Source organism: Kribbella sp. VKM Ac-2571 (assembly GCF_004362255.1).
In the GTDB taxonomy this organism is placed as follows: domain Bacteria; phylum Actinomycetota; class Actinomycetes; order Propionibacteriales; family Kribbellaceae; genus Kribbella; species Kribbella pratensis.
This window is the reverse complement of record NZ_SNWS01000008.1, coordinates 47441-65594: the sequence shown is the minus strand read 5'-3', so window position 1 is coordinate 65594 and position 18154 is coordinate 47441. Positions and strand designations below refer to the sequence as shown.

The 18154-nt window shown below is 67.9% G+C and carries 14 protein-coding genes; 6 read left to right on the top strand and 8 right to left on the bottom strand.

Annotation, left to right across the window (positions count from 1 at the left end; genetic code table 11):
- Positions 1 to 9 precede the first annotated feature (9 nt).
- The 3 genes from EV651_RS18755 to EV651_RS18745 form a co-directional block, all read right to left on the bottom strand.
- Positions 10 to 1041, bottom strand: a complete 1032-nt coding sequence (locus EV651_RS18755) for an esterase family protein (protein WP_133786496.1) — start codon at positions 1039 to 1041, stop codon at positions 10 to 12.
- 63 nt (positions 1042 to 1104) lie between these two features.
- Positions 1105 to 2787 (bottom strand): arginine--tRNA ligase, encoded by a 1683-nt coding sequence (gene argS / locus EV651_RS18750; protein WP_370352925.1) that lies wholly within the window; start codon positions 2785 to 2787, stop codon positions 1105 to 1107.
- Positions 2788 to 2903: 116 nt separating this feature from the next.
- On the bottom strand, positions 2904 to 5126 hold the full coding sequence (locus EV651_RS18745) for a bifunctional glycosyltransferase/CDP-glycerol:glycerophosphate glycerophosphotransferase (protein ID WP_133786495.1): 2223 nt from the start codon (positions 5124 to 5126) through the stop codon (positions 2904 to 2906).
- Between the two features lie 24 nt (positions 5127 to 5150).
- Between EV651_RS18745 and EV651_RS18740 the strand changes: the two genes are divergently transcribed.
- Positions 5151 to 5924 carry a Fic family protein gene (locus EV651_RS18740; protein WP_133786494.1) on the top strand — a complete coding sequence of 258 codons (774 nt, stop codon included), beginning with the start codon at positions 5151 to 5153 and terminating at the stop codon, positions 5922 to 5924.
- Positions 5925 to 6195: 271 nt separating this feature from the next.
- On the opposite strand, the gene EV651_RS18735 is transcribed toward EV651_RS18740, so the two are convergent.
- A complete protein-coding gene (locus EV651_RS18735; RefSeq protein ID WP_133786493.1) occupies positions 6196 to 6993 on the bottom strand; it encodes an HAD family phosphatase in 798 nt (265 codons plus the stop codon).
- Between the two features lie 416 nt (positions 6994 to 7409).
- On the opposite strand from EV651_RS18735, the gene EV651_RS18730 reads away from it, so the two are divergent.
- Both EV651_RS18730 and EV651_RS18725 read left to right on the top strand, forming a co-directional pair.
- Positions 7410 to 9086: a chitinase gene (locus EV651_RS18730; RefSeq protein ID WP_133786492.1), complete on the top strand. Its 1677-nt coding sequence runs from the start codon at positions 7410 to 7412 to the stop codon at positions 9084 to 9086.
- Between the two features lie 14 nt (positions 9087 to 9100).
- Positions 9101 to 10003: a LuxR family transcriptional regulator gene (locus tag EV651_RS18725; RefSeq protein WP_133786491.1), complete on the top strand. Its 903-nt coding sequence runs from the start codon at positions 9101 to 9103 to the stop codon at positions 10001 to 10003.
- Between the two features lie 20 nt (positions 10004 to 10023).
- Here EV651_RS18725 and EV651_RS18720 read toward each other — a convergent pair whose 3' ends face one another.
- Complete coding sequence (locus tag EV651_RS18720) at positions 10024 to 10473, bottom strand: aminoacyl-tRNA deacylase (protein WP_133786490.1); 450 nt, start codon at positions 10471 to 10473, stop codon at positions 10024 to 10026.
- Positions 10474 to 10477: 4 nt separating this feature from the next.
- Entirely contained in the window at positions 10478 to 11689 is a 1212-nt protein-coding gene (locus tag EV651_RS18715; RefSeq protein WP_133786489.1) for an MFS transporter, read from the bottom strand.
- Between the two features lie 71 nt (positions 11690 to 11760).
- Between EV651_RS18715 and EV651_RS18710 the strand changes: the two genes are divergently transcribed.
- Both EV651_RS18710 and EV651_RS18705 read left to right on the top strand, forming a co-directional pair.
- Positions 11761 to 12648 carry a LysR family transcriptional regulator gene (locus EV651_RS18710; protein WP_133786488.1) on the top strand — a complete coding sequence of 296 codons (888 nt, stop codon included), beginning with the start codon at positions 11761 to 11763 and terminating at the stop codon, positions 12646 to 12648.
- 88 nt (positions 12649 to 12736) lie between these two features.
- A complete protein-coding gene (locus EV651_RS18705; protein ID WP_238157041.1) occupies positions 12737 to 13504 on the top strand; it encodes a hypothetical protein in 768 nt (255 codons plus the stop codon).
- A 34-nt stretch (positions 13505 to 13538) separates the two neighbouring features.
- On the opposite strand, the gene EV651_RS18700 is transcribed toward EV651_RS18705, so the two are convergent.
- On the bottom strand, positions 13539 to 15080 hold the full coding sequence (locus EV651_RS18700; protein ID WP_133786487.1) for a cellulose binding domain-containing protein: 1542 nt from the start codon (positions 15078 to 15080) through the stop codon (positions 13539 to 13541).
- Positions 15081 to 15108: 28 nt separating this feature from the next.
- Complete coding sequence (locus tag EV651_RS18695; protein ID WP_133786486.1) at positions 15109 to 16872, bottom strand: glycosyl hydrolase family 18 protein; 1764 nt, start codon at positions 16870 to 16872, stop codon at positions 15109 to 15111.
- A gap of 235 nt (positions 16873 to 17107) precedes the next feature.
- Between EV651_RS18695 and ssd the strand changes: the two genes are divergently transcribed.
- On the top strand, positions 17108 to 18151 hold the full coding sequence (gene ssd, locus EV651_RS18690; protein ID WP_238157039.1) for a septum site-determining protein Ssd: 1044 nt from the start codon (positions 17108 to 17110) through the stop codon (positions 18149 to 18151).
- Positions 18152 to 18154 lie beyond the last annotated feature (3 nt).

Genomic DNA, 18154 nt, shown 5'->3' with positions numbered 1-18154 from the left:
GACAGCACGTCAATTAGTCAGTTGCTCGGCGAGCCAGCGCACTGCCATCGGATAGCGGTACTCGATGCCGCCGTGGGTGCCCTCGAACAGCTCGAAGTGGATCCGCTCGTCCGGGAGACCGGCTTCCCGCGTAGCACGATGGAACGCCGTGGCGCCGAGGTCCAGGTAGTACTCGTCGTGCCGGCCGGCGTCGATCCACACCGCGCGGAGCGATCGCAGCGCCTCGGCGTACTGCGGCTCCTTCACCATCTCGACCGGGTCGCGGGACAGCCAGCGGGCCCAGATCTCCGGGACGATCGCGCCGAGGTCGTCGAACGGCAGTAGTACGGTGCCGTCGGCCTCAGCGGAGTACGCCGACGCGTAGCCGTACATCTCCAGCAGGTGCAGGTCCTCGTTGGTGGTCCGGCCGGTCTTGGTCGCGAGCACCTCGAAGTACTTCTCGTAGCTGCCGTCGTACTTGTCCCGCAGCGTCCGCGCGCGCTCCGGGAACTCCGGCCGGTAGCAGACGTCGAAAAGCGCGTCACCGGCATGCGTCGCGAGCGCCCCGAACACGTCCGGACGCAGCAGCGGCGTCACCATCGCGGTGTAGCCGCCGCTCGACTTACCGGTGACCGCACGGTGATCGCGGTCCGGGATGGTCCGGTACGTCGCATCGACCCACGGCACGATCTCGTCGCAGAGGTACGACTGGTACTGCCCCGTCCCGGGGGAGTCGAGGCACTGGCTGCCGCCGTACTTCGTCCACGAGTCGACGAACACCACGAGGGCCCGCGGCACGCTCTCGTCGGAGAACATCGCGTCCAGCAGCTCCGGGTACGGCTGCCGGAACGGGACCCGGTTGAACCACATGCCGACGTGGCCGGTGTAGCCCATGGTCACGTAGATCGACGGGTAGCGGTCCTCCGACTCGTCGTACCCCGGCGGGAGGTAGACCAGCACGGGACGCTCGTGCGGGTCGCCGAGCGGGTTCCCGCGCAGCAACTCACTCGTGTACGTCGTCTGGTCCAGGCGTCCCTTGAACTCGGCCGACCACGGCAGCATCCGTCCTCCAAAGACTCACAGTGAGTCAGACTCACAGTGAGCCAGACTCACAGTGAGCCAGGCTCACATTGCGTCGGGGGCCTCGATCCCCAGCAGGCCGAGTCCATCCTGCAACACCTTCCGGGTCGCGGTGCACAGGGCGATCCGGCTTGCCCTCGTCGCACCCTCACTGCTCAGGACCGGGCACTGCTCGTAGAACACGGAGAGCGCGGACGCGACGTCGTACAGATAGGTGCAGAGCCTGTGCGGCTGGAGCGTCTCCGCGACCTGCTCGACGGTGGCGCCGAAGCCGGTGAGCAGGAGGGCGAGCCGCTGCTCAGCCGGGGCCTTCAGCTCGGTGAGCTCACCTGTTGTCCCTGCTTTGGCGAGCAGCCGGGTGAGCCGGGCGTGCGCGTACTGGAGGTACGGGCCGGTGTTGCCGGTCATCGCGACCATCCGGTCCAGGTCGAACACGTAGTCGTTGCCCCGGTCGCTCGACAGGTCGGCGTACTTGACCGCGCCGATCCCCACGGCCCGTGCGGTCGCGGCCCGGTCGACGCCCTCCCGGCCGGCCAGCAGCGCGTCGGCCCGGGAGACCGCGCTCTCCAAGAGGTCGACGAGCTTGACGGTGCCGCCTTCCCTTGTTTTGAAGGGCTTTCCGTTCGGGCCGAGTACGGTGCCGAACGAGACGTGTTCAGCCGGTACGGTTGCCGGCAGCCAGCCGGCGGTCCGCGCGAGCGTGAAGATCATGTCGAAGTGCAGGGCCTGCCGGTGGTCCACGACGTACACGATCCGGTCCGCGTGCAACGTGCTCACCCGATGCCGTACGGCGGCGAGGTCGGTCGCGCTGTAGCCGAATCCGCCGTCCGACTTCCGCACGATCACCGGCAGCGGATCGCCGTCGCGACCGAGGAATCCGGGGAGGAAGGCGCACATCGCGCCGTCGGACTCGGTCAGCAGGTCTTGTTGTTCGAGCTCGGCCACGACCCGCGGCAGGTCGTCGTTGTACGCGCTCTCGCCGACGACGTCCGTCCGCTCGAGGTTGCTGCCGAGCAAGGCGTACACCTTGTCGAAGTCGTCCAGCGACACGTCGACCATGTGCCGCCACATCGCCCGCGTCTGCGGATCACCCGACTGCAACGCGACGACCCGCAGCCGCGATGTGTCCGCAAAGGCGCCGTCGGCATCGAAATGCTTCCGGCTCCGCTCGTACAGGTGCTGCAATCCCTCCAGATCAAGGGATTCCGCGGTGATCCCTTCCTCGAGCAGCTGCTCGATCATCATCCCGTACTGCGTGCCCCAGTCGCCGACGTGGTTCTGCCGGACCACGTCGTACCCGGCGAACTCGAGCACGTTGCAGAGCGCGTCGCCGATCACCGTCGACCGGAGATGGCCGACGTGCATCTGCTTCGCCACATTGGGCTGCGAGTAGTCGACGACAACCCGCTGCCCCTTGCTGGCAAAGGATTCCGGCTCATTGACCGCCTTCGCCAAAGTCTGCGGCAGCAACGTCAGGTTGATGAAACCCGGACCGGCGATGGACGGTTTCTCGCAAAGGTCCTCGACCTGCAACGAGGCGACCAGGCGTGCGGCGACGTCCCGCGGCGATTGGCCGAGGGCGTTGCCGATCCGGAGCGCGAGATTGCTCTGGTAGTGGCCGAACTCCGGTTTGGTACTCGACCGCAACTCGGGATCGTACGACGTACCGAATGCGGCCTCGGCGGCAGCGGACAGTCTGGTGGACAGGACAGGCAGAACTGCGGACATGACAAGGTCCTTCGGAAGACGCGACTGGAACAGGCTGAGGTGTTCAGACAGTGCGTCGTCGTCGCAGGCTGAAGCGCACGCGCACGGCGTGGGACGACTTCAGGCTGATCGACATGTCAGCCATTATGCACGAAGTACGCCGACGGCGCCGGAGACCGCTCGGCCAACGGCGTGATCGGCGGTACGTCGGTGTCGTCCAGGAACACCCGCCGTACGACGCGTTCTGCCGCGCGCCCGTCGTCGAACTCGCAGAACTTCTCCCGGTACAGATGCCGGTGCTTGGCCGCCTCGGGCGCGGCGAACGTGCCGTTCCGGAGCGCGGCGTACAACTCCTCGGCGGACCGTGCCACCACACCGGGCGGGAACTCGGCGACGTCGAAGTACGTGCCACGCCGGCCGTCGTAGAACGCCTGGTCCTCGACGTGCAGCATGATCGGCCGATCGAGGTTCGCGTAGTCGAAGGTGATCGACGAATAGTCCGAGATGAGTACGTCGGCCGCCAGCATGAGGTCCTCGACCCGCGGGTGCCGCGACACGTCGATCACCACGCCGGAGTGGGATTGCGGTGCTGCGGACAACGAGTAGTGGGTGCGCACGAGCACCCGGCCGTGCTCACCGGCCGCAGCCGCCAGTTGGTCCAGGTCGAGCCGGACACCGGTCCCGCCGAGGTCTTGCAGCCCGGTCGGCAGCCGTACCGAGTCGACGCCGTCGCGGAACGTCGGCGCGTACAGGATCACCAGGTGAGAGTCGTCGAACCCGAGCGCTGCGCGCACCGCCCGGACCTGCTCCAGGGACGCGTTGAGCAGCCGGTCGTTGCGCGGATAGCCGTACTCGAGCTCCTCGAAGTACGAAGGGTAGGTGCGCTCCCAGATTTCCGACGAGTACCGGTTCGAGGACAGGTTGAAGTCCCAGCGATCGACCTGACGCATGAGCTCGTCGAGATCGAGGTCCCTGCACGCCTGGGGATGGTGCCGTAGGTCGGTGCCCATCGTCTTCAGCGGCGTACCGTGCTGGGTCTGCAGGTGGATCTGGCCCTCGCGCTTGTCCAGGTTCTTCGGCCAGTTCATGTTGCTGACGAAGTACGTCGCCTTGTCGAGCAGCTTCTCGTACGCCGGGGAGTCCGCGACGACGTACTCGACGCCCTCCGGGATCGCGTCGACGTGCTCGTTGTCGACGACCCACACGCCGCGCAGGTGCGGCGCCAGCTCGGCCGCCTTCTCGTAGATCGCGCGCGGGTTGCAGGCGTACTGCTTGAACCAGTAGGCGGCGTACGCGACCAGGTTCGGGTCGAGCTTGCCGCGCCGCAGCAGTTTGCCGACCGTCTTGCCCGCACTCGGGACGTGCAGCATCCGAGCGCTCAGCTTGAGCGTGGAGTAGGTCGCATAGTCGTCGTGGATCAGCAGCCAGCGTTTGAACCCGCGGGCGGTCCGGTCGGCGCCGTACCCCTCCGGCTTCCACCGCTTGGCGAAGGCGTGCGCCGCATGGAAGAACTCGGCCCGGTCGTCGGCGTCGATCCGCTCGGGCTTGGCGAGTACGGCGAGGATGTGGTCCAAGGACCGGTCGAACGCGAACCGGCGCCAGCCGGCCAGCTCCGGGTCGGACTGGATGAACGCGTGCACCCGGTCGTACTGGTCGAAGATGTCCCACTGCTGGCGCCCGCTGGTGGCGTGGATGTTGCCGCCGGTGCGATGCTGCCGGTAGTGCACGACGACCCGGTCGAGGGTGGCGATCCGCTCCGCGGTCAGCATCGTCGAGTACGTCCAGGGCGCGTCCTCGTAGAAGCCGCCCGTGAACGCGAATCCATGCCGGGTCAGGAACTGGCGGCGGTAGGCCTTGTTCCAGACCACCTCGAGGAAGGTGAGGAAGATCGGCCGCTCGGCCGCCGTGAACACCCCGGCGCCCTCGCGCGCGAACGCATCATGGCGCTGGCTGCCCATGACGCGGCCGTCCCAGAAGACCCGCTCGTAGTCGAACAGCACGAGGTCCGGCTGGTTGGCGGTGTCTATGCGGGCCGCGATGGCCTCCAGCGAGCCCGGCAGGTAGACGTCGTCCGCGTCCAGGAACAGCACGTACTCGCCGCGGCACTCCTTCAGGCCGGCGTTCCGGGCCGGTCCGAGGCCGACGTTCTGCTCCAGGTGCAGCGCCCGGACCCGCGCGTCGGCGGCGGCGTACTCGTCCAGGATCCGGCCGGAGCCGTCCGGATCGGCGTCGTCCACCCCGATCACCTCGAAGTCGGTGAACGACTGCCCGAGCACCGAGTCCAGACACGGCCGCAGCCAGGCCCGCGAGGCATGGCAGGGAACCACGATGCTGAACCTGGGGACGGTGCCGAGCGCCATGCCTAGTCATCCTATGGTGCAGCTATGAGTACTGATGTGTTCGAGCCGTTGGCCGGTCTCGAGGGGGTCGGGTCGGCGGCACGGGCGGCCCGGGACGCGGTCGACGTACTGCTCCGGGATCGCGGGCTGCGCCGGGTCGGTTCGGACATGACCGCCGAGGCCCTGCTGCGGGGCGCGCACGCCTCAGCGGCGCTGGCCGGCAGCACGGCTGTTCTGGACGACGTACGGCGCGGTGACACCGACGGACTGGTCGCCGGTGCGGTGCGGATGACCGGCGAGCTGATGTCGCTCGCGCCACAGGTGGACAAGGCGCCGGTGCAGGTCTGGACCAGACTGCACCAGTTGGCCGCCGCCGACCTGGTCGCGGAGGACCAGTTGGGCCATCTCCGGACCAGGGCCGAACCGCTGCCGGACGACATCCCCGGGCTGCCGCCGGCGCCCGGTGCGGACGAGATGTGGGAGCGGCTGAGCGCCCTCGCGCAGAACCTGACCCGCCCGACCAAGGCGCCCGGTCTCGTCGTCGCGGCGATCGTGCACGCCGAGCTCGCCGTCCTACGCCCGTTCCCGGCGGCCAACGGACTCGTCGCCCGGGCCGCCGAGCGCCTGCTGTTGGTTGCCCGGGGCATCGACCCGGTGGCGGTCACGGTTCCGGAGGGCGGTCACTATGTGTTGCGGGCGACCTATGCGTCGGGTCTCACCGACTACACAGCGCGAGGACTGACCGGCGTTCGTGATTGGTTGCTGCGGTCCTGCGAGGCCGTGACACGAGGTGCCGAGCTCTCGCCGCTCTCGTCCTGAGAACATGCGAACGGCGTTCTCGAGTGAGAACGCCGTCGCTGGCACGTCGCCCTGGTTACCATGCGTGCACCTGTTTGCCGCCACAGGACGAGCCTGGGTCGCGCTGCCCGTTTGGGATGGGCTGGTCGCCGCGTGGGTACCTGGGTTGTCGTGCAATCTCTACCGGACCCTGAGGCCCTTTGTTGATTCCTTTGTACTCCTGAAACCCCTTTCTGTGAAGGGGAAGCGGAGGCCTTCATGGAGTTGAGAACAATGAAGCGCGCTTCAGCTTTCAGCTCGTCCGGGACCGCCGCCGGGAGGCCAGCAGCAGTGCTCCGGCGGCGATCGCCGCGACCAGGCCGGCCGCCAGCGCGGGGCGTCGTACGGCGTGGAAACCTGCACGCTCGCCCGGCTCCGCGAACACCAGGATCGGCCAGCCGCGCTCGAGCGCGACCCGGCGCAACGCCTTGTCCGGGTTGACCGCGTGCGGGTGCCCGACCGCGGCCAGCAGTGGCTCGTCGGTGATCGAATCCGAGTATCCGTAGGAGCTTGCGAGGTCGTAGCCCTCGGTCGCGGCCAGTGCCTTCATCGCGGTCACCTTGTTCGGACCGTACGCGTACTCGGCGATCTCTCCGGTGTACTTGCCGTCAGCAACGACCATGCGGGTGGCGATCACCCGGTCGGCGCCGAGCATCGCGCCGATCGGCTCCACCACCTCGGCGCCGGACGACGACACGATCACCACGTCCCGGCCGGCCGCGTGGTGCTGCGCGATCAGCTCGACCGCCTCGGTGTGGATCATCGGCCGGACGATGTGCTCCAGGGTGTCGGCGACGATCGCCTGCACCGTCGAGACGTCCCAGCCGGTGCACATCGCGGAGATGTACTCGCGCATCCGCTCCATCTGGTCGTGGTCCGCGCCGCCGAGCAGGTAGACGAACTGGGCGTAGGCGCTGCGCAGGACCGTCCGGCGGTTGATCAGGCCGCCGGCGTAGAACGGCCGCGAGAACGCCAGCGTGCTCGAGCGGGCCAGAATGGTCTTGTCCAGATCGAAGAAGGCCGCCGATCGAGCCGTTCCGGGATGCGCCATGCAGTCGAGGATAGGCAGTCGGGAGAAACGCCGGGGGACCCGGGCTTTTGCGGGGGCCGGTATCCCGTTAGACTAGTCGGCAGTGTGACAGTGACACTGGCTGGAAGCACCCGATCGGGTGGGACTGGCGCTTGGGCGAAACGCAAGCAGTTGAAATTGAACTGAGATGTGTGAAGCCCGAACTCGGGGGGTACAAACTCTCTGACAGTGGCAGACTGTCGCCTCCTGAACGGCCCCCGGCTCCTCCCCCCGAGCCCGTGGCCGAAGACGGCCCCCGGTCACCCCCCCGCCGGGGGCCGTCGCCTTTCTCCGATCAGCGAAGTAAGCGTAAAGATTCTCGCTTTTCTGCGCGTGGGAGCGTTCTCACTTTATGTAGGGTCTTGACAATGTAATTGAGCAGTCACAGGTTGTAAGGCATGAAACCGCCTGCACACCGCCCCCAGGCAGCGGTCGTCATCAGCCTGCTCGCCGTAGTCATGGCCTTCCTGGTCCCCGGCTCCGCCTCCGCGGCCGCCAATCTCGTCACCAACGCCGGCTTCGAGTCCGGCACGCTCTCCGGCTGGTCATGTCCGGCCGGCGGCGTCACGGCGTCCGCGCCGCACTCCGGTTCGTACGCCCTCGAGGCGACGTCGAATGGGAGTGACATCGCCCGGTGTTCCCAGGCGATAGCGGTCCAGCCCAATACGGCGTACACGCTGTCGGCGTGGGTGAAGGGGTCGAACGTCTACCTCGGTGTGGACGGTGGTCCTTCGACGTGGACCACGAGCTCCGGGTGGAGTCAGCTGACCGTGCCGTTCACCACGGGTGCCTCGTCTACCGTGACGATCTACGTCCACAGTTGGTACGCGCTCCCGGCGTACCAGGTTGACGACGTCGTACTGGACGGGCCTGGTGGGACGCAGGACACCACGCCGCCGTCGACCCCGGGTGGTCTGGCGGTCGGCAGCCCGACCTCGAGCTCGCTGAAGCTGACCTGGTCCGCCGCGTCCGACGCGAACGGCATCGACCACTACGACGTCGTCCGAGGGACCGGGGCCGCGCAGAGCGTCGGCAATGTGACCAGCTGGACCGCTACCGGGCTTACTGCGTCGACGACCTACTCGTTCAAGGTCCGGGCGTGTGACCCCAGCGGCAACTGCTCGCCGTACGGCGCGGCTGTCTCGGGGACGACGTCCGACGGCGGCACCAACCCACCGGTCGGCAGCCTGCCCGCCCACGTGCTCACCGGGTACTGGCAGAACTTCAACAACGGTGCCACGGTGCAGAAGATCTCCGACGTGCCGGCGGCGTACGACCTGATTGCTGTGGCCTTCGCGGACGCGGACGCGTCGAAGCCGGGCGGCATCACATTCAACCTGGACAGCGCCGGGCTCGGCGGGTACACGGTCGCGCAGTTCAAGGCGGACATCGCGGCGAAGCAGGCGGCCGGTAAGAAGGTCATCCTGTCCGTCGGCGGTCAGAACGGCACCATCTCGGTCGCCGACCCGACGGCAGCGTCCAACTTCGCGTCGAGCGCTCTCTCGGTGCTGCGCGAGTACGGGTTCGACGGGATCGACATCGACCTGGAGAACGGGGTCAACGCGCAGTACATGGGTCAGGCACTGCGGAGCCTGCAGAGCCAGTTCGGCAGCGGGCTGGTGATCACCATGGCGCCGCAGACGATCGACATGCAGAGCACGTCGTTCGAGTACTTCAAGCTCGCGCTGGCGATCAAGGACATCCTGACCATCGTCAACGTGCAGTACTACAACTCGGGCTCGATGAACGGCTGTGACGGCCAGGTGTACTCGCAGGGCTCGGTCGACTTCATCACCGCCCAGGCCTGCATCATGCTGCAGGGCGGCCTGCGTCCCGACCAGGTCGGGCTCGGCCTGCCGGCGTCGTCGCGAGCGGCCGGGAGCGGGTACGTGTCGCCGACTGTGGTCAACAATGCGCTGGACTGCCTGGCCAAGGGCACCGGGTGCGGGAACTACAAGCCGAGCACCCCGTGGCCGTCACTGCGCGGTGCGATGACCTGGTCGACCAACTGGGACGCGTCGAACGTCAACCAGTTCGCGACTCAGGTCGGCGGCCACGTGCACGCCTTACCCTGATCGCGCGCCTGATCATGCACAGCTATCGACCGGCTCCGCTGCTGGAGGCGCTCGGTGTCTGCTCGGAGGACGAGCAGCTCTACCGGGCGCTTCTGGCCCGCCCGGAGTCCACAGCGACCTCTCTGGCCATGTCAGTCGACTGGCCGGCCAACCGAGTCGGCCGGCATCTCAAGTCACTGCTGTCCCTCGGCCTGGCGTCCCGGACGCCGGGCCGGCCCGCCCGCTACGTGCCCGCCGTACCAGACGCTGCGGTCGAACTGCTCGCGCTGCGGAAGCAGGCAGCGATCGTGGAGGCCCGGCTAGGTGCTGCGGCGCTGACAGCCGAGTTCAGACAGCCGGACGCGTTCACGGTCATCCGTGGCGCCGAGGCGATCGCACAGCGGTTCTACCAGGCGCAGCAGTGCGCACAGGACGAAGTACTCGTGGTGGACCGGTTGCCGTACGCCGTGTTCGCGGCCCGTGGTGTGACCTACCGGACGATCTACGACATGGCGTCACTGTCCGAGCCCGGCGATCTGGCCGCGGCTCGATCGTCGGGCTGCTGCCGGATGCTGCGCGACGTACCGCTGAAGCTGGTCATCGTCGACCGTCGTACGGCGCTCCTCCCGACCGGGCCGGATGTCGTCGTAGAGCTAGGACCGTCGAGCCTCCTCAACGCCCTACTGCGGCTGTTCGACCTACTGTGGCGAGAGGCCAGTCCGCTGACTCCGTCCCTCTCCGAAGGCCCACTCACGGCGGACGACCAGCAACTCCTGTCCCTGGCTGCCGCCGGACTGACAGACCAAGCCATCGCCCGGCGTCTGGGTGTGGCCCAACGGACTGTAGAACGCCGAATGCAGCGCATCCTCAGGGCCCTGGACGCCACCACCCGATTCCAAGCCGGCCTCCGAGCCGGGCAGCAGGGACTGCTCGTGTAGCCGCCTGCTTTCGCTTGGGTTCAGTCGGTGACGTCCGCCACGGTGGCGCTCAGGGCCTTGGTCAGGGCTTCGGCGTCCACCGTGATCCCCACCCCGTGGTCACCGCCGCCGATCGAGATGGTGCCGGTGATTCGCTCGTCCGCGATCACCGGCCAGGCGTGGGTGCTTCCGAGCGGTGTGATCGTCCCGCGGACGTAGCCGGTGACGTCGAACGCCGTGTCCTTGTCCGGCATCGAGATCCGGTTCACGCCGAGCAGCGTCCGCAGCTTCGGCCACGCGATCTCACGGTCGCCCGGCACCAGCACGAACCGGTAGTCGTCGTCGGACAGCCGCACCACGATCGTCTTGATCAGTCGCGCCGGCTCGATGCCGCGCGCCGCGGCGGCCTCCTCCAGCGAGTTCACCCGGCCGTGCCTGGTCACCTCGTAGGTGAGCCCCAACTGATCAGCCGCATCGGTCGCTTTGGTCACCCACTTAGTTTTGCACTCGGCTGGGAACGTTCTTCAGCAGCAGCGCGAGCACCAGCGTCACGAGGAACAATGCTCCAGCCTCGGCCGCCACCCCGGTCCACTCGGCGCGGCTCCACGCCGTACCCGCGAGCCCTCCGAACACCGAGGAGCCCAGGTAGAACGCGAAGAGGTACATACTCGACGCCTGTCCGGTCCCGACGCCGCTCGCATGCGCCCGAGCCGGTACCCAGCCGCTGGCGACCCCGTGTACCGCGAAGAAGCCAGCGGTCATCACAGCCAGCCCCAGCACGATCAACGGCAGCGGAGCCGCCAGCGTGATCGCCACACCGGCCAGCGTGATCAGGCACCCGACCGGCACCACGGCCCGCCGCCCGTACCGATCGGCGAGCGCCCCTGCCGTCGCTGAACCGGCTGACCCGAGGAGATAGACACAGAAGACCAGTCCTGCCGCGCCGGCGCTCAGCCCGTACGGCGAACCGGACAGCCGGAAGACTGCTCCGTTGTAGACAGCCACGAACGCGCCGACCGCCGTCGCAGCGATCCCGTAGAGCGCGAGCAGCGCCGGGTCACGCAGTACGCGGAACAGGTCGTGTGGTCGCGCAGCGCTCGGGTGGAAGTTCTTTGACGCGGGGAGCAACAGCCAGACGACAGCCGCGCACAGTACGCCGACCACGGCGATCCCGGCGGTCGCAAAACGCCACCCGCCGAGGTCCGACAACCCGCCTGCGATGAGGCGGCCCGCCATACCGCCGACCGCCGTACCCGCGATGTAGAGGCCGCTGGCGCGCGCGTGGCTGTCCTGGTGCACCTCCTCGCGCAGGTACGCCATAGCGACCGCCGGCAGCCCGGCCATCGCGATTCCTTGCAGACCGCGCAGCGCGAGCAGCAGGTGCCACGTCGGCGCGAAGGCGCTGAGCAGCGCGAACACCGACGTCGCAGCGACCGACCAGCGCATCAGATTGGTCCGGCCGAGGACCTCGGACGCTGGACCGGCGATCAGCAAAGCCAGACCGAGGCCGAACGTCGCGAACGACACGCTGAACGCACTCTGACTGGGCGAGACGTGGAACGCGTCGACCAGTTGGGGCAGCAGCGGTTGCGTGCTGTAGAGCAGAGCGAACGTCGCCAGCCCAGCCGCAAACAGCGCGACGGACAACTTGCGGTACTCCGGGTCTCCGGGCAGGTACCCGGTCTGGCGGGCGACGGACTGGTGCATGTCTTCGACGGTCGCACGGCCGGAGTGATACGTAAAATGTCGATCTCGGCAGAAATCGATACGCTTCTCGCATGCATGTCGAGGATCTGCGGTGGTTCGTCGTACTCGCCGAGACCGAGCACCTCACCGAGGCGGCTGCCGCGCTGGGGACGAGTCAGCCGAATCTGTCCCGGTCGCTGCAGCGGGTCGAGCGAGCGTTCGGGGTGCCGCTGTTCGAGCGGGAGCGTCGCGGCGTGCGACTGAATCCGTACGGCCGGCTGGTGCTGGATGCGGCGCGAGCAGGGACTGCCGCGGTGGATACGGCGAAGCGCCGGATCGACGCGTTGCTCGACCCGGAGTCCGGCACGGTGCGGCTCGCGTTCCTGCACTCGGTCGCGACCAGCCTGATGCCGGACCTGCTGAAGGCCTTCCGGGCGGTGGGGCCGAACATCGGGTTCGCGCTGCGACAGGAGCCGGCGCACGACATCGTCCAGGACCTGGAGAGCGGTGAGGCCGAGATCGCGATCATCGCGCCGCGACCGGACCCGGCACGCTTCGGCTGGCACCTGCTCGAGCGGCAGCGGCTGTATCTCCACGTGCCGCCCGGTCACACGCTCGCCTCCCGGCGCCGGGTCGAGCTGGAGTCGGCCCGGGATGAGGCGTTCGTCGGTCTGCAGCCCGGGTTCGGCTTCCGGCGGGTGACAGACCGGTTGTGCGAGGAGGCCGGGTTCAGTCCGCGGCTGGCGTTCGAGGCGACCGACCTCGCGACGATCGACAGCCTGGTCGGTGCCGGTCTCGGTGTGGCGATCCTTCCGGCCGGTGCGGTCCGTGGGAACGACAGCGGCGCGGTATCCGTTCCGTTGGCCGGCGTACGGGCCCGGCGGGAGATCGGTATGGCGTGGCGGCTGAGCATGCCGCTGACGCCCGCGGCCGAGCGGTTCCGGACGTTCGTCAGATCGCGCCCGGTGACGACCAGCTGACCGCGTTGGCCGTGACTTCCGTAGCGTTCGTCCCAATTTCGCGGTGTCGACTTGCACAGAGAGGGCTTTCCCCCGCACCCTTTCCCTCGTGAGGAAGCGTCTGGGTTCGTTCCGGCCGAGTCGCCGGCTGCTGTTCGCGGCCGGGACCGCGGCGGCTGCGTCGACGGTTGCCGCCGCCACCGCGGCGGAGGCGGTCCCAGGCTCGCCGGCGGCCGGACTGCTTTCCCTCGGCGCCTACGGCTCGGGCGTGCTCGGTGCCTGGGAGCGCCAGGCACGGGCGATCTCGAACGAGCAGCAGATTCGCAAGGCCCGGGAGACCGACGGTGTCTTCATGTTCGGCGACAGCATCGGCGTCCAGGACGGACCGGCGCTCGCCCGGCAGCTGACCCAGCTCGGGATCAACATCGCCGTCCACAACTGGGCCGGACGGCCGGTGACCCCCGCGGTCGACGCTCTCGACCTGTGGGCGCAGCAGTACGGCCTGCCGCACCGGATCCTGATGTCGGTCGGGTCCAACGACATCTTCATGCCGCCGGCCTTCGAGGCCCAGGTCGACCGGACCATGCGCATCGTCGGCGAGGAGCGGATCGTCTACTGGGTCAACGTGCAGGCAGCCCGTACCGCGCACGGTCCCGACATCAAGGTGGCGGACCAGCGCAACAGCGCCTGGATCAACCTGCAGCTCGCCGACGCCCAGCGTCGCTACGACAACCTGCGGATCGTGCGCTGGGCCGAGCACCTGGCCTCCAGCCCGAACCGGCTGGCCCGCCTGCTCCGCGACGGCCTGCACCCTTCGAAGCCGCTCGGGCAGAACGCCCGCAACGGCCTGATCATCGAAGCGATCAAGGCCGGCTGAGTGCGGCGCTGACGCCGCACCCAGCCTCTCTTTCTTAGAAGCCTGCAGTGATGCGGGTGAAGTCCCAGTCGGCCTGGGCGATTCCGCTGCAGTTGGACACCACGCCGCCGCCGGCGCAGCCGCGGTCACGGTTGACCGACCAGAACGCCAGCCGGCTGAGCCCGTTGCTCTTCGCCCAGTTGGTGATGTTCTGCCAGGTCGCGGTCGTGGTCATCTCCTGCTGGTCGGACAGACCGTTCATACCGGAGATGCCCTGGTGCGCGTACGCCTCCGCGGTGGACCAGCCGAAGGTGGCCTTCAGCTTGTTGTTCAGGCCCTGGGACGCGCCGACCGTGTCGTTGTAGATGTTCGAGCTGCCGAAGTCGAACGGCATCAGCGTGAACACGTCGATGTTCGCGCCGAGTTCCTTCGACCGGTCGATCAGCCGGTTGCCGTAGTACGTCGGACCGGTCGTCGACGTACCGAACGTGACGATGGTCCGGATCCCCGGGTTGTTCTGCTTGACGATCTTCAGCGCGTTCAGGATGCGGTCCTGGACGGCCTCGTTCTCGAACTCGTCGGAGTTCTCGATGTCGATGTCGATCGCCTTCAGGCTGTAGGCGTTGATGACCTGCTGGTACGCGCCGGCCAGCGCCTCGGGGGTGCCGCAGTTCGGGCCGAGCTTGTTACCGCTCCAGCCGCCGAACGACGGCACGATGTCGCCACCGGCCGCGCGGATCTGGGCGATCGCGTTGGCGTCGGCGCTGCCCTGCAGCGGACGGCTGCCGTCCCAGGCCGGGTTGCAGCCACCGGACGACAGGACGAACGCCATCGTGAACCACTTGATACCCGTCGCGTTCATCACGGTCGCCGGGTTCGGCGGGTCACCCCAGCCCATGTAGAGGTACGGCGCGGCCTGCTTGGTGCCGGTGTTGCCGCCACCGGTGCCGGTCTTGACGGAAATGGTGCTGCTCTTCGCCCCTTCTCCGGCGCTGTTCGACGCACTGACCTGGTAGCTGTACGTCGTGTTCGCGGCGAGTCCCGAGTCCGTGTACGACGTACTGGTCGGGCTGCCGACCTTCGTACCGTTCCGGTAGACGTTGTAGCTGGTCGCACCGGACGCGGCCGACCACGTGAGGCTCACCGACGACGCGGACGACGTACCGGAGAGACCTGTGGGTGCACCGGGGACGGTGCCGCCACCGCCGCCTGAGCACGAGCCGCCGTTCAAGCGGCACGCGGCGAGACCGGGGAAGTTGCCCGGGCTACCGTTGAAGCCGAAGCTGACAGTCGCGCCAGGAGCTAGCGGGCCGGCCCAGCTCGGCGGCGTGAACGTGTGCGTCTGTCCGCTGCTGGTGTGGGTTGCGTCCCACGTAGAGCTGACGGTGTAGCCGGACGGGAAGTCCAGCGCGACCGACCAGGTGCTGAGAGAGCTGGTGGTGCCGTTGGTGACGGTCACCTTGCCCTCGAAGCCGGTGCCCCAGTCGGACACTTTGGTGAAGCTGGCAGTGACACCTGCCGCGTTGGCTGCCTGTGCGGTCAGCAGGGCGACAACCACGGCCGTGACGGCCGCTATCGCCAGAGAGATGCGTTTCATGATGCTCCGATCAGTGGGCGGTACGTGATCAGACCCGGCCCCAGAGTGCGGGGACGTTCGGCGGCTCCCAGCCGACCAGGGACGTGTGGCCCTGGATGCACTTGTAGGTGACGCCGTCGTAGCTCACGAGCGCACCGGTCGCGTACGTCGTGTTCGGGGCCCACGGGGTGGCCGAGCCGGGCGGTGTGGTCGGCGGCGTCGTCGGGGGAGTCGTCGGGGGAGTCGTGGGTGGCGTGGTAGGAGGTGTGGTCGGCGGCGTCGTAGGAGGCGTCGTCGGCGGTGTTGTGGGTGGTGTGGTGGGAGGTGTGGTGGGCGGGCTGCTGCATCCGGCCGTGCCGGCGTTGACGGAGTCGACCACGTTGTTGAAGAGGGTGACCCCCGGGTCCAGCGCCTCGAGCGAGTACATCATCGCGCCGGCCAGCCCGTTGCAGTGCTGATAGTCGGCCTTCGCCTTGATCGACTGGGCGTTGTCACCGGACCAGAAGGTGCCGTTGCTGTAGAACCAGGACGACTTGGTCGTGTCGTCGAAGTGCGCGGCGGACGGGTTGTCCACGAAGCCGGTGAGCTCCTTGTAGAACGAGACCCCCGGCACGTTGCCGCTCAGCGCGTGTCCGTCGGCCGGTCCGCTCGCAGCCTGGTACTTGCCGTTGTCAGCGGCCGGAACATCCTTCCATCCCCTGTAGTAGAAGGGATATCCGATACTGAGCTTGTTCGCCGGGAACCCTCCCGGGATGCCGTACGCCGAGTCGCCGGTGGTCCACGCCTTCACCGCGGAGTCGACCGAGTACTTGCCCTGACCCGGCGGGATCGGGTTGCTCGGGTCGTTCGGCGCCGTGTAGAGCGGGTCCTGGAAGTTCGTCGGCCCGGTGGCCTCCCAACCGCCGTGCATGTCGTACGTCATCACGTTGTTGTAGTCGAGGTACTGCCCGATCTTGTCGGTCTCGATCGTGGCGATCTTGTCCTGCCCGGCCGGGGTGGCGGCAGTCAGGTAGTACTTCTTGCCGGTCTGCCCGCCGTACGCGTCCAGCTGTGCGCGGAACTCGGCCAGCAGCAGTGTGAAGTTGTGCTTGTCGGCAGCGCTGTAGTGATTGCCGACGTGACCGTTGGGCGAGCCCGGGTACTCCCAGTCGAGGTCGACACCGTCGAAGATGCCGGCCGCCGTACCGGGACCGCCGAAGCCGTCGATCACCGGCAGGTCGCCCTTGAGGAACATGTTCACGCAGGAGCTGACGAAAGCCTTGCGCTTGGCGTCGGTGGAGGCCGCGTCGGAGAAGTACTTCGAGTACGTCCAGCCGCCGATCGAGATCAGGATCTTCAGGCTCGGCACCTTCGCCTTCAGCTTCTTGAGCTGGTTGAAGTTGCCCTGGATCGGCTGGTTCCAGACGTCGCCGACCCCGTCGACGCTGATGTCCGCGCCGTACGACTTGCCGTAGTCGGCGAACGCATCTCCGGCGCCGTCGCCGGCGTTCGGGTTGTTCTCGTCCTGCGACGCGGCCTTGTTGGCCATGAAGCAGGTGTGGTTGACCGGATCGATGTTGGCGAACGCGTAGTTCAGGAAGTCCAGCTTCGCGCCGGCTCCGGTGGTGATCAGGTTCTTGGGATAGAAGGCGTTGGCGTAGATCCCCCACTGGGTGAAGTACGCCGTCTTGACGCCGCCGCTGGTCGCCTGTGGCGCCGCGACGGCTGCGTTGGCCGTCGTGGCGTCCGAGCTCGCGAGGGAGACGCCGGCGGCGGTGATCAGGGCGGTGGCCGCGACACTGGCTGTGGCGGCGAGCATGCGCAATCGACTCATCTGTTCCTCCGGAGCGATGGGGCGGAAGCGGTCCGGTGAAATTTAGTTAAAGACGCTTCGAAAGGAACCGTAACCGTTCCCGGCGGGTTGGTCGCGGGCTCGTCGTGGCGGGTTCCCGCTCCTGACGGAAACCCGACAGCGCTTTGTCCACAGGCATCCGGTCGCGTTCCCGGAAGCGGCCCGGCAACGGCATGTTCTTGGTATGGACACGAACTCACCAAGCTCATCGGTGCTGATGGCAACTACCAACGAGGCCCTGCTCGACGACCTGCTCCGGTTGGCCGCGGCCGCATCCGTCACGCCCCTCGTCGAGCTCGATCTGCTCAACCTGCGGCGCAACTGGCATGCCTGTTCACTGGTCGTCCTCGGCCGCGACCTGGCCGAGCCGCTGGCGCGCGTACAACCCGCGCCCCGGTCAGGTGTGGTCGTGGTCGGTTCGACGTCGGACGGCGACGACCTCTACCGGTGTGCCTTCGACGTCGGCGCCGATGCAGTCTGCCGACTACCCGACGACGAGCCGCTGCTCGCCGGCAAGCTTGCGGACGCCCTGGACGGCGTCGACCGATCTGCCGTCACCCTGGCGTTCGTCGGCGGCTGCGGGGGAGCAGGGTCGACCACGCTCGCCGCCGCGGTGGCCGTCGTCGGCAATCGGCGCGGGTTCCGCACGATGCTGATCGACGGCGATCCGCTCGGAGGCGGCATCGAGCTTGCCCTCGGCATCGAGCACGACCCCGGCGACCGCTGGCCGAAGCTCCTGAACGCGTCCGGCCGAGTCAGCGCCGTCGCTCTGCGCTCGGCACTGCCTTCCGTCGACGGTTTGTCGGTCCTGTCCTGGGATCAGTCGGATGTCACCGTCCTGCCGCCGGACACGATGAGCTCGGTGATCGGCGCCGCCCAACGCAGCACCGACCTGGTCGTCCTCGACCTCCCGCGCCGCGCAGACCCCGCCGTGGAAGAGGGCTTCATCCGCTCCACAGCAACCCTTCTGGTCGTGCCGTGTGACGTCCGCTCGGTCGCAGCCGCCAAACGCCTCTCCGGCCCTCTCCGAGCCGTCGCCGGCGACCTCCGCGTGGTGGTCAGAGACTCCCGCCGCGGCCTCGCCCCTGCCGACGTCGCCGCTCACCTCTCCTTGCCTCTAGCAACAAAGCTCGGCCACGACAAAACCCTTCCCGTCGCCATGGACCAAGGGCATTTCTCCCTGAACCCCCGCAGCCCTCTGACCCGAACCGCCACCACCCTGCTGGACCTCTTCCCACCGCCCCACCCAACCCCAACCTGAGTA

Coding starts and splice junctions, on each gene's coding strand:
- EV651_RS18755 (WP_133786496.1), bottom strand. CDS start 1,041: ATGCTGCCGTGGTCGGCCGAGTTCAAGGGACGCCTGGACCAGACGACG.
- argS (WP_370352925.1), bottom strand. CDS start 2,787: ATGTCCGCAGTTCTGCCTGTCCTGTCCACCAGACTGTCCGCTGCCGCC.
- EV651_RS18745 (WP_133786495.1), bottom strand. CDS start 5,126: ATGGCGCTCGGCACCGTCCCCAGGTTCAGCATCGTGGTTCCCTGCCAT.
- EV651_RS18740 (WP_133786494.1), top strand. CDS start 5,151: ATGAGTACTGATGTGTTCGAGCCGTTGGCCGGTCTCGAGGGGGTCGGG.
- EV651_RS18735 (WP_133786493.1), bottom strand. CDS start 6,993: ATGGCGCATCCCGGAACGGCTCGATCGGCGGCCTTCTTCGATCTGGAC.
- EV651_RS18730 (WP_133786492.1), top strand. CDS start 7,410: ATGAAACCGCCTGCACACCGCCCCCAGGCAGCGGTCGTCATCAGCCTG.
- EV651_RS18725 (WP_133786491.1), top strand. CDS start 9,101: ATGCACAGCTATCGACCGGCTCCGCTGCTGGAGGCGCTCGGTGTCTGC.
- EV651_RS18715 (WP_133786489.1), bottom strand. CDS start 11,689: ATGCACCAGTCCGTCGCCCGCCAGACCGGGTACCTGCCCGGAGACCCG.
- EV651_RS18710 (WP_133786488.1), top strand. CDS start 11,761: ATGCATGTCGAGGATCTGCGGTGGTTCGTCGTACTCGCCGAGACCGAG.
- EV651_RS18700 (WP_133786487.1), bottom strand. CDS start 15,080: ATGAAACGCATCTCTCTGGCGATAGCGGCCGTCACGGCCGTGGTTGTC.
- EV651_RS18695 (WP_133786486.1), bottom strand. CDS start 16,872: ATGAGTCGATTGCGCATGCTCGCCGCCACAGCCAGTGTCGCGGCCACC.
- ssd (WP_238157039.1), top strand. CDS start 17,108: ATGGCAACTACCAACGAGGCCCTGCTCGACGACCTGCTCCGGTTGGCC.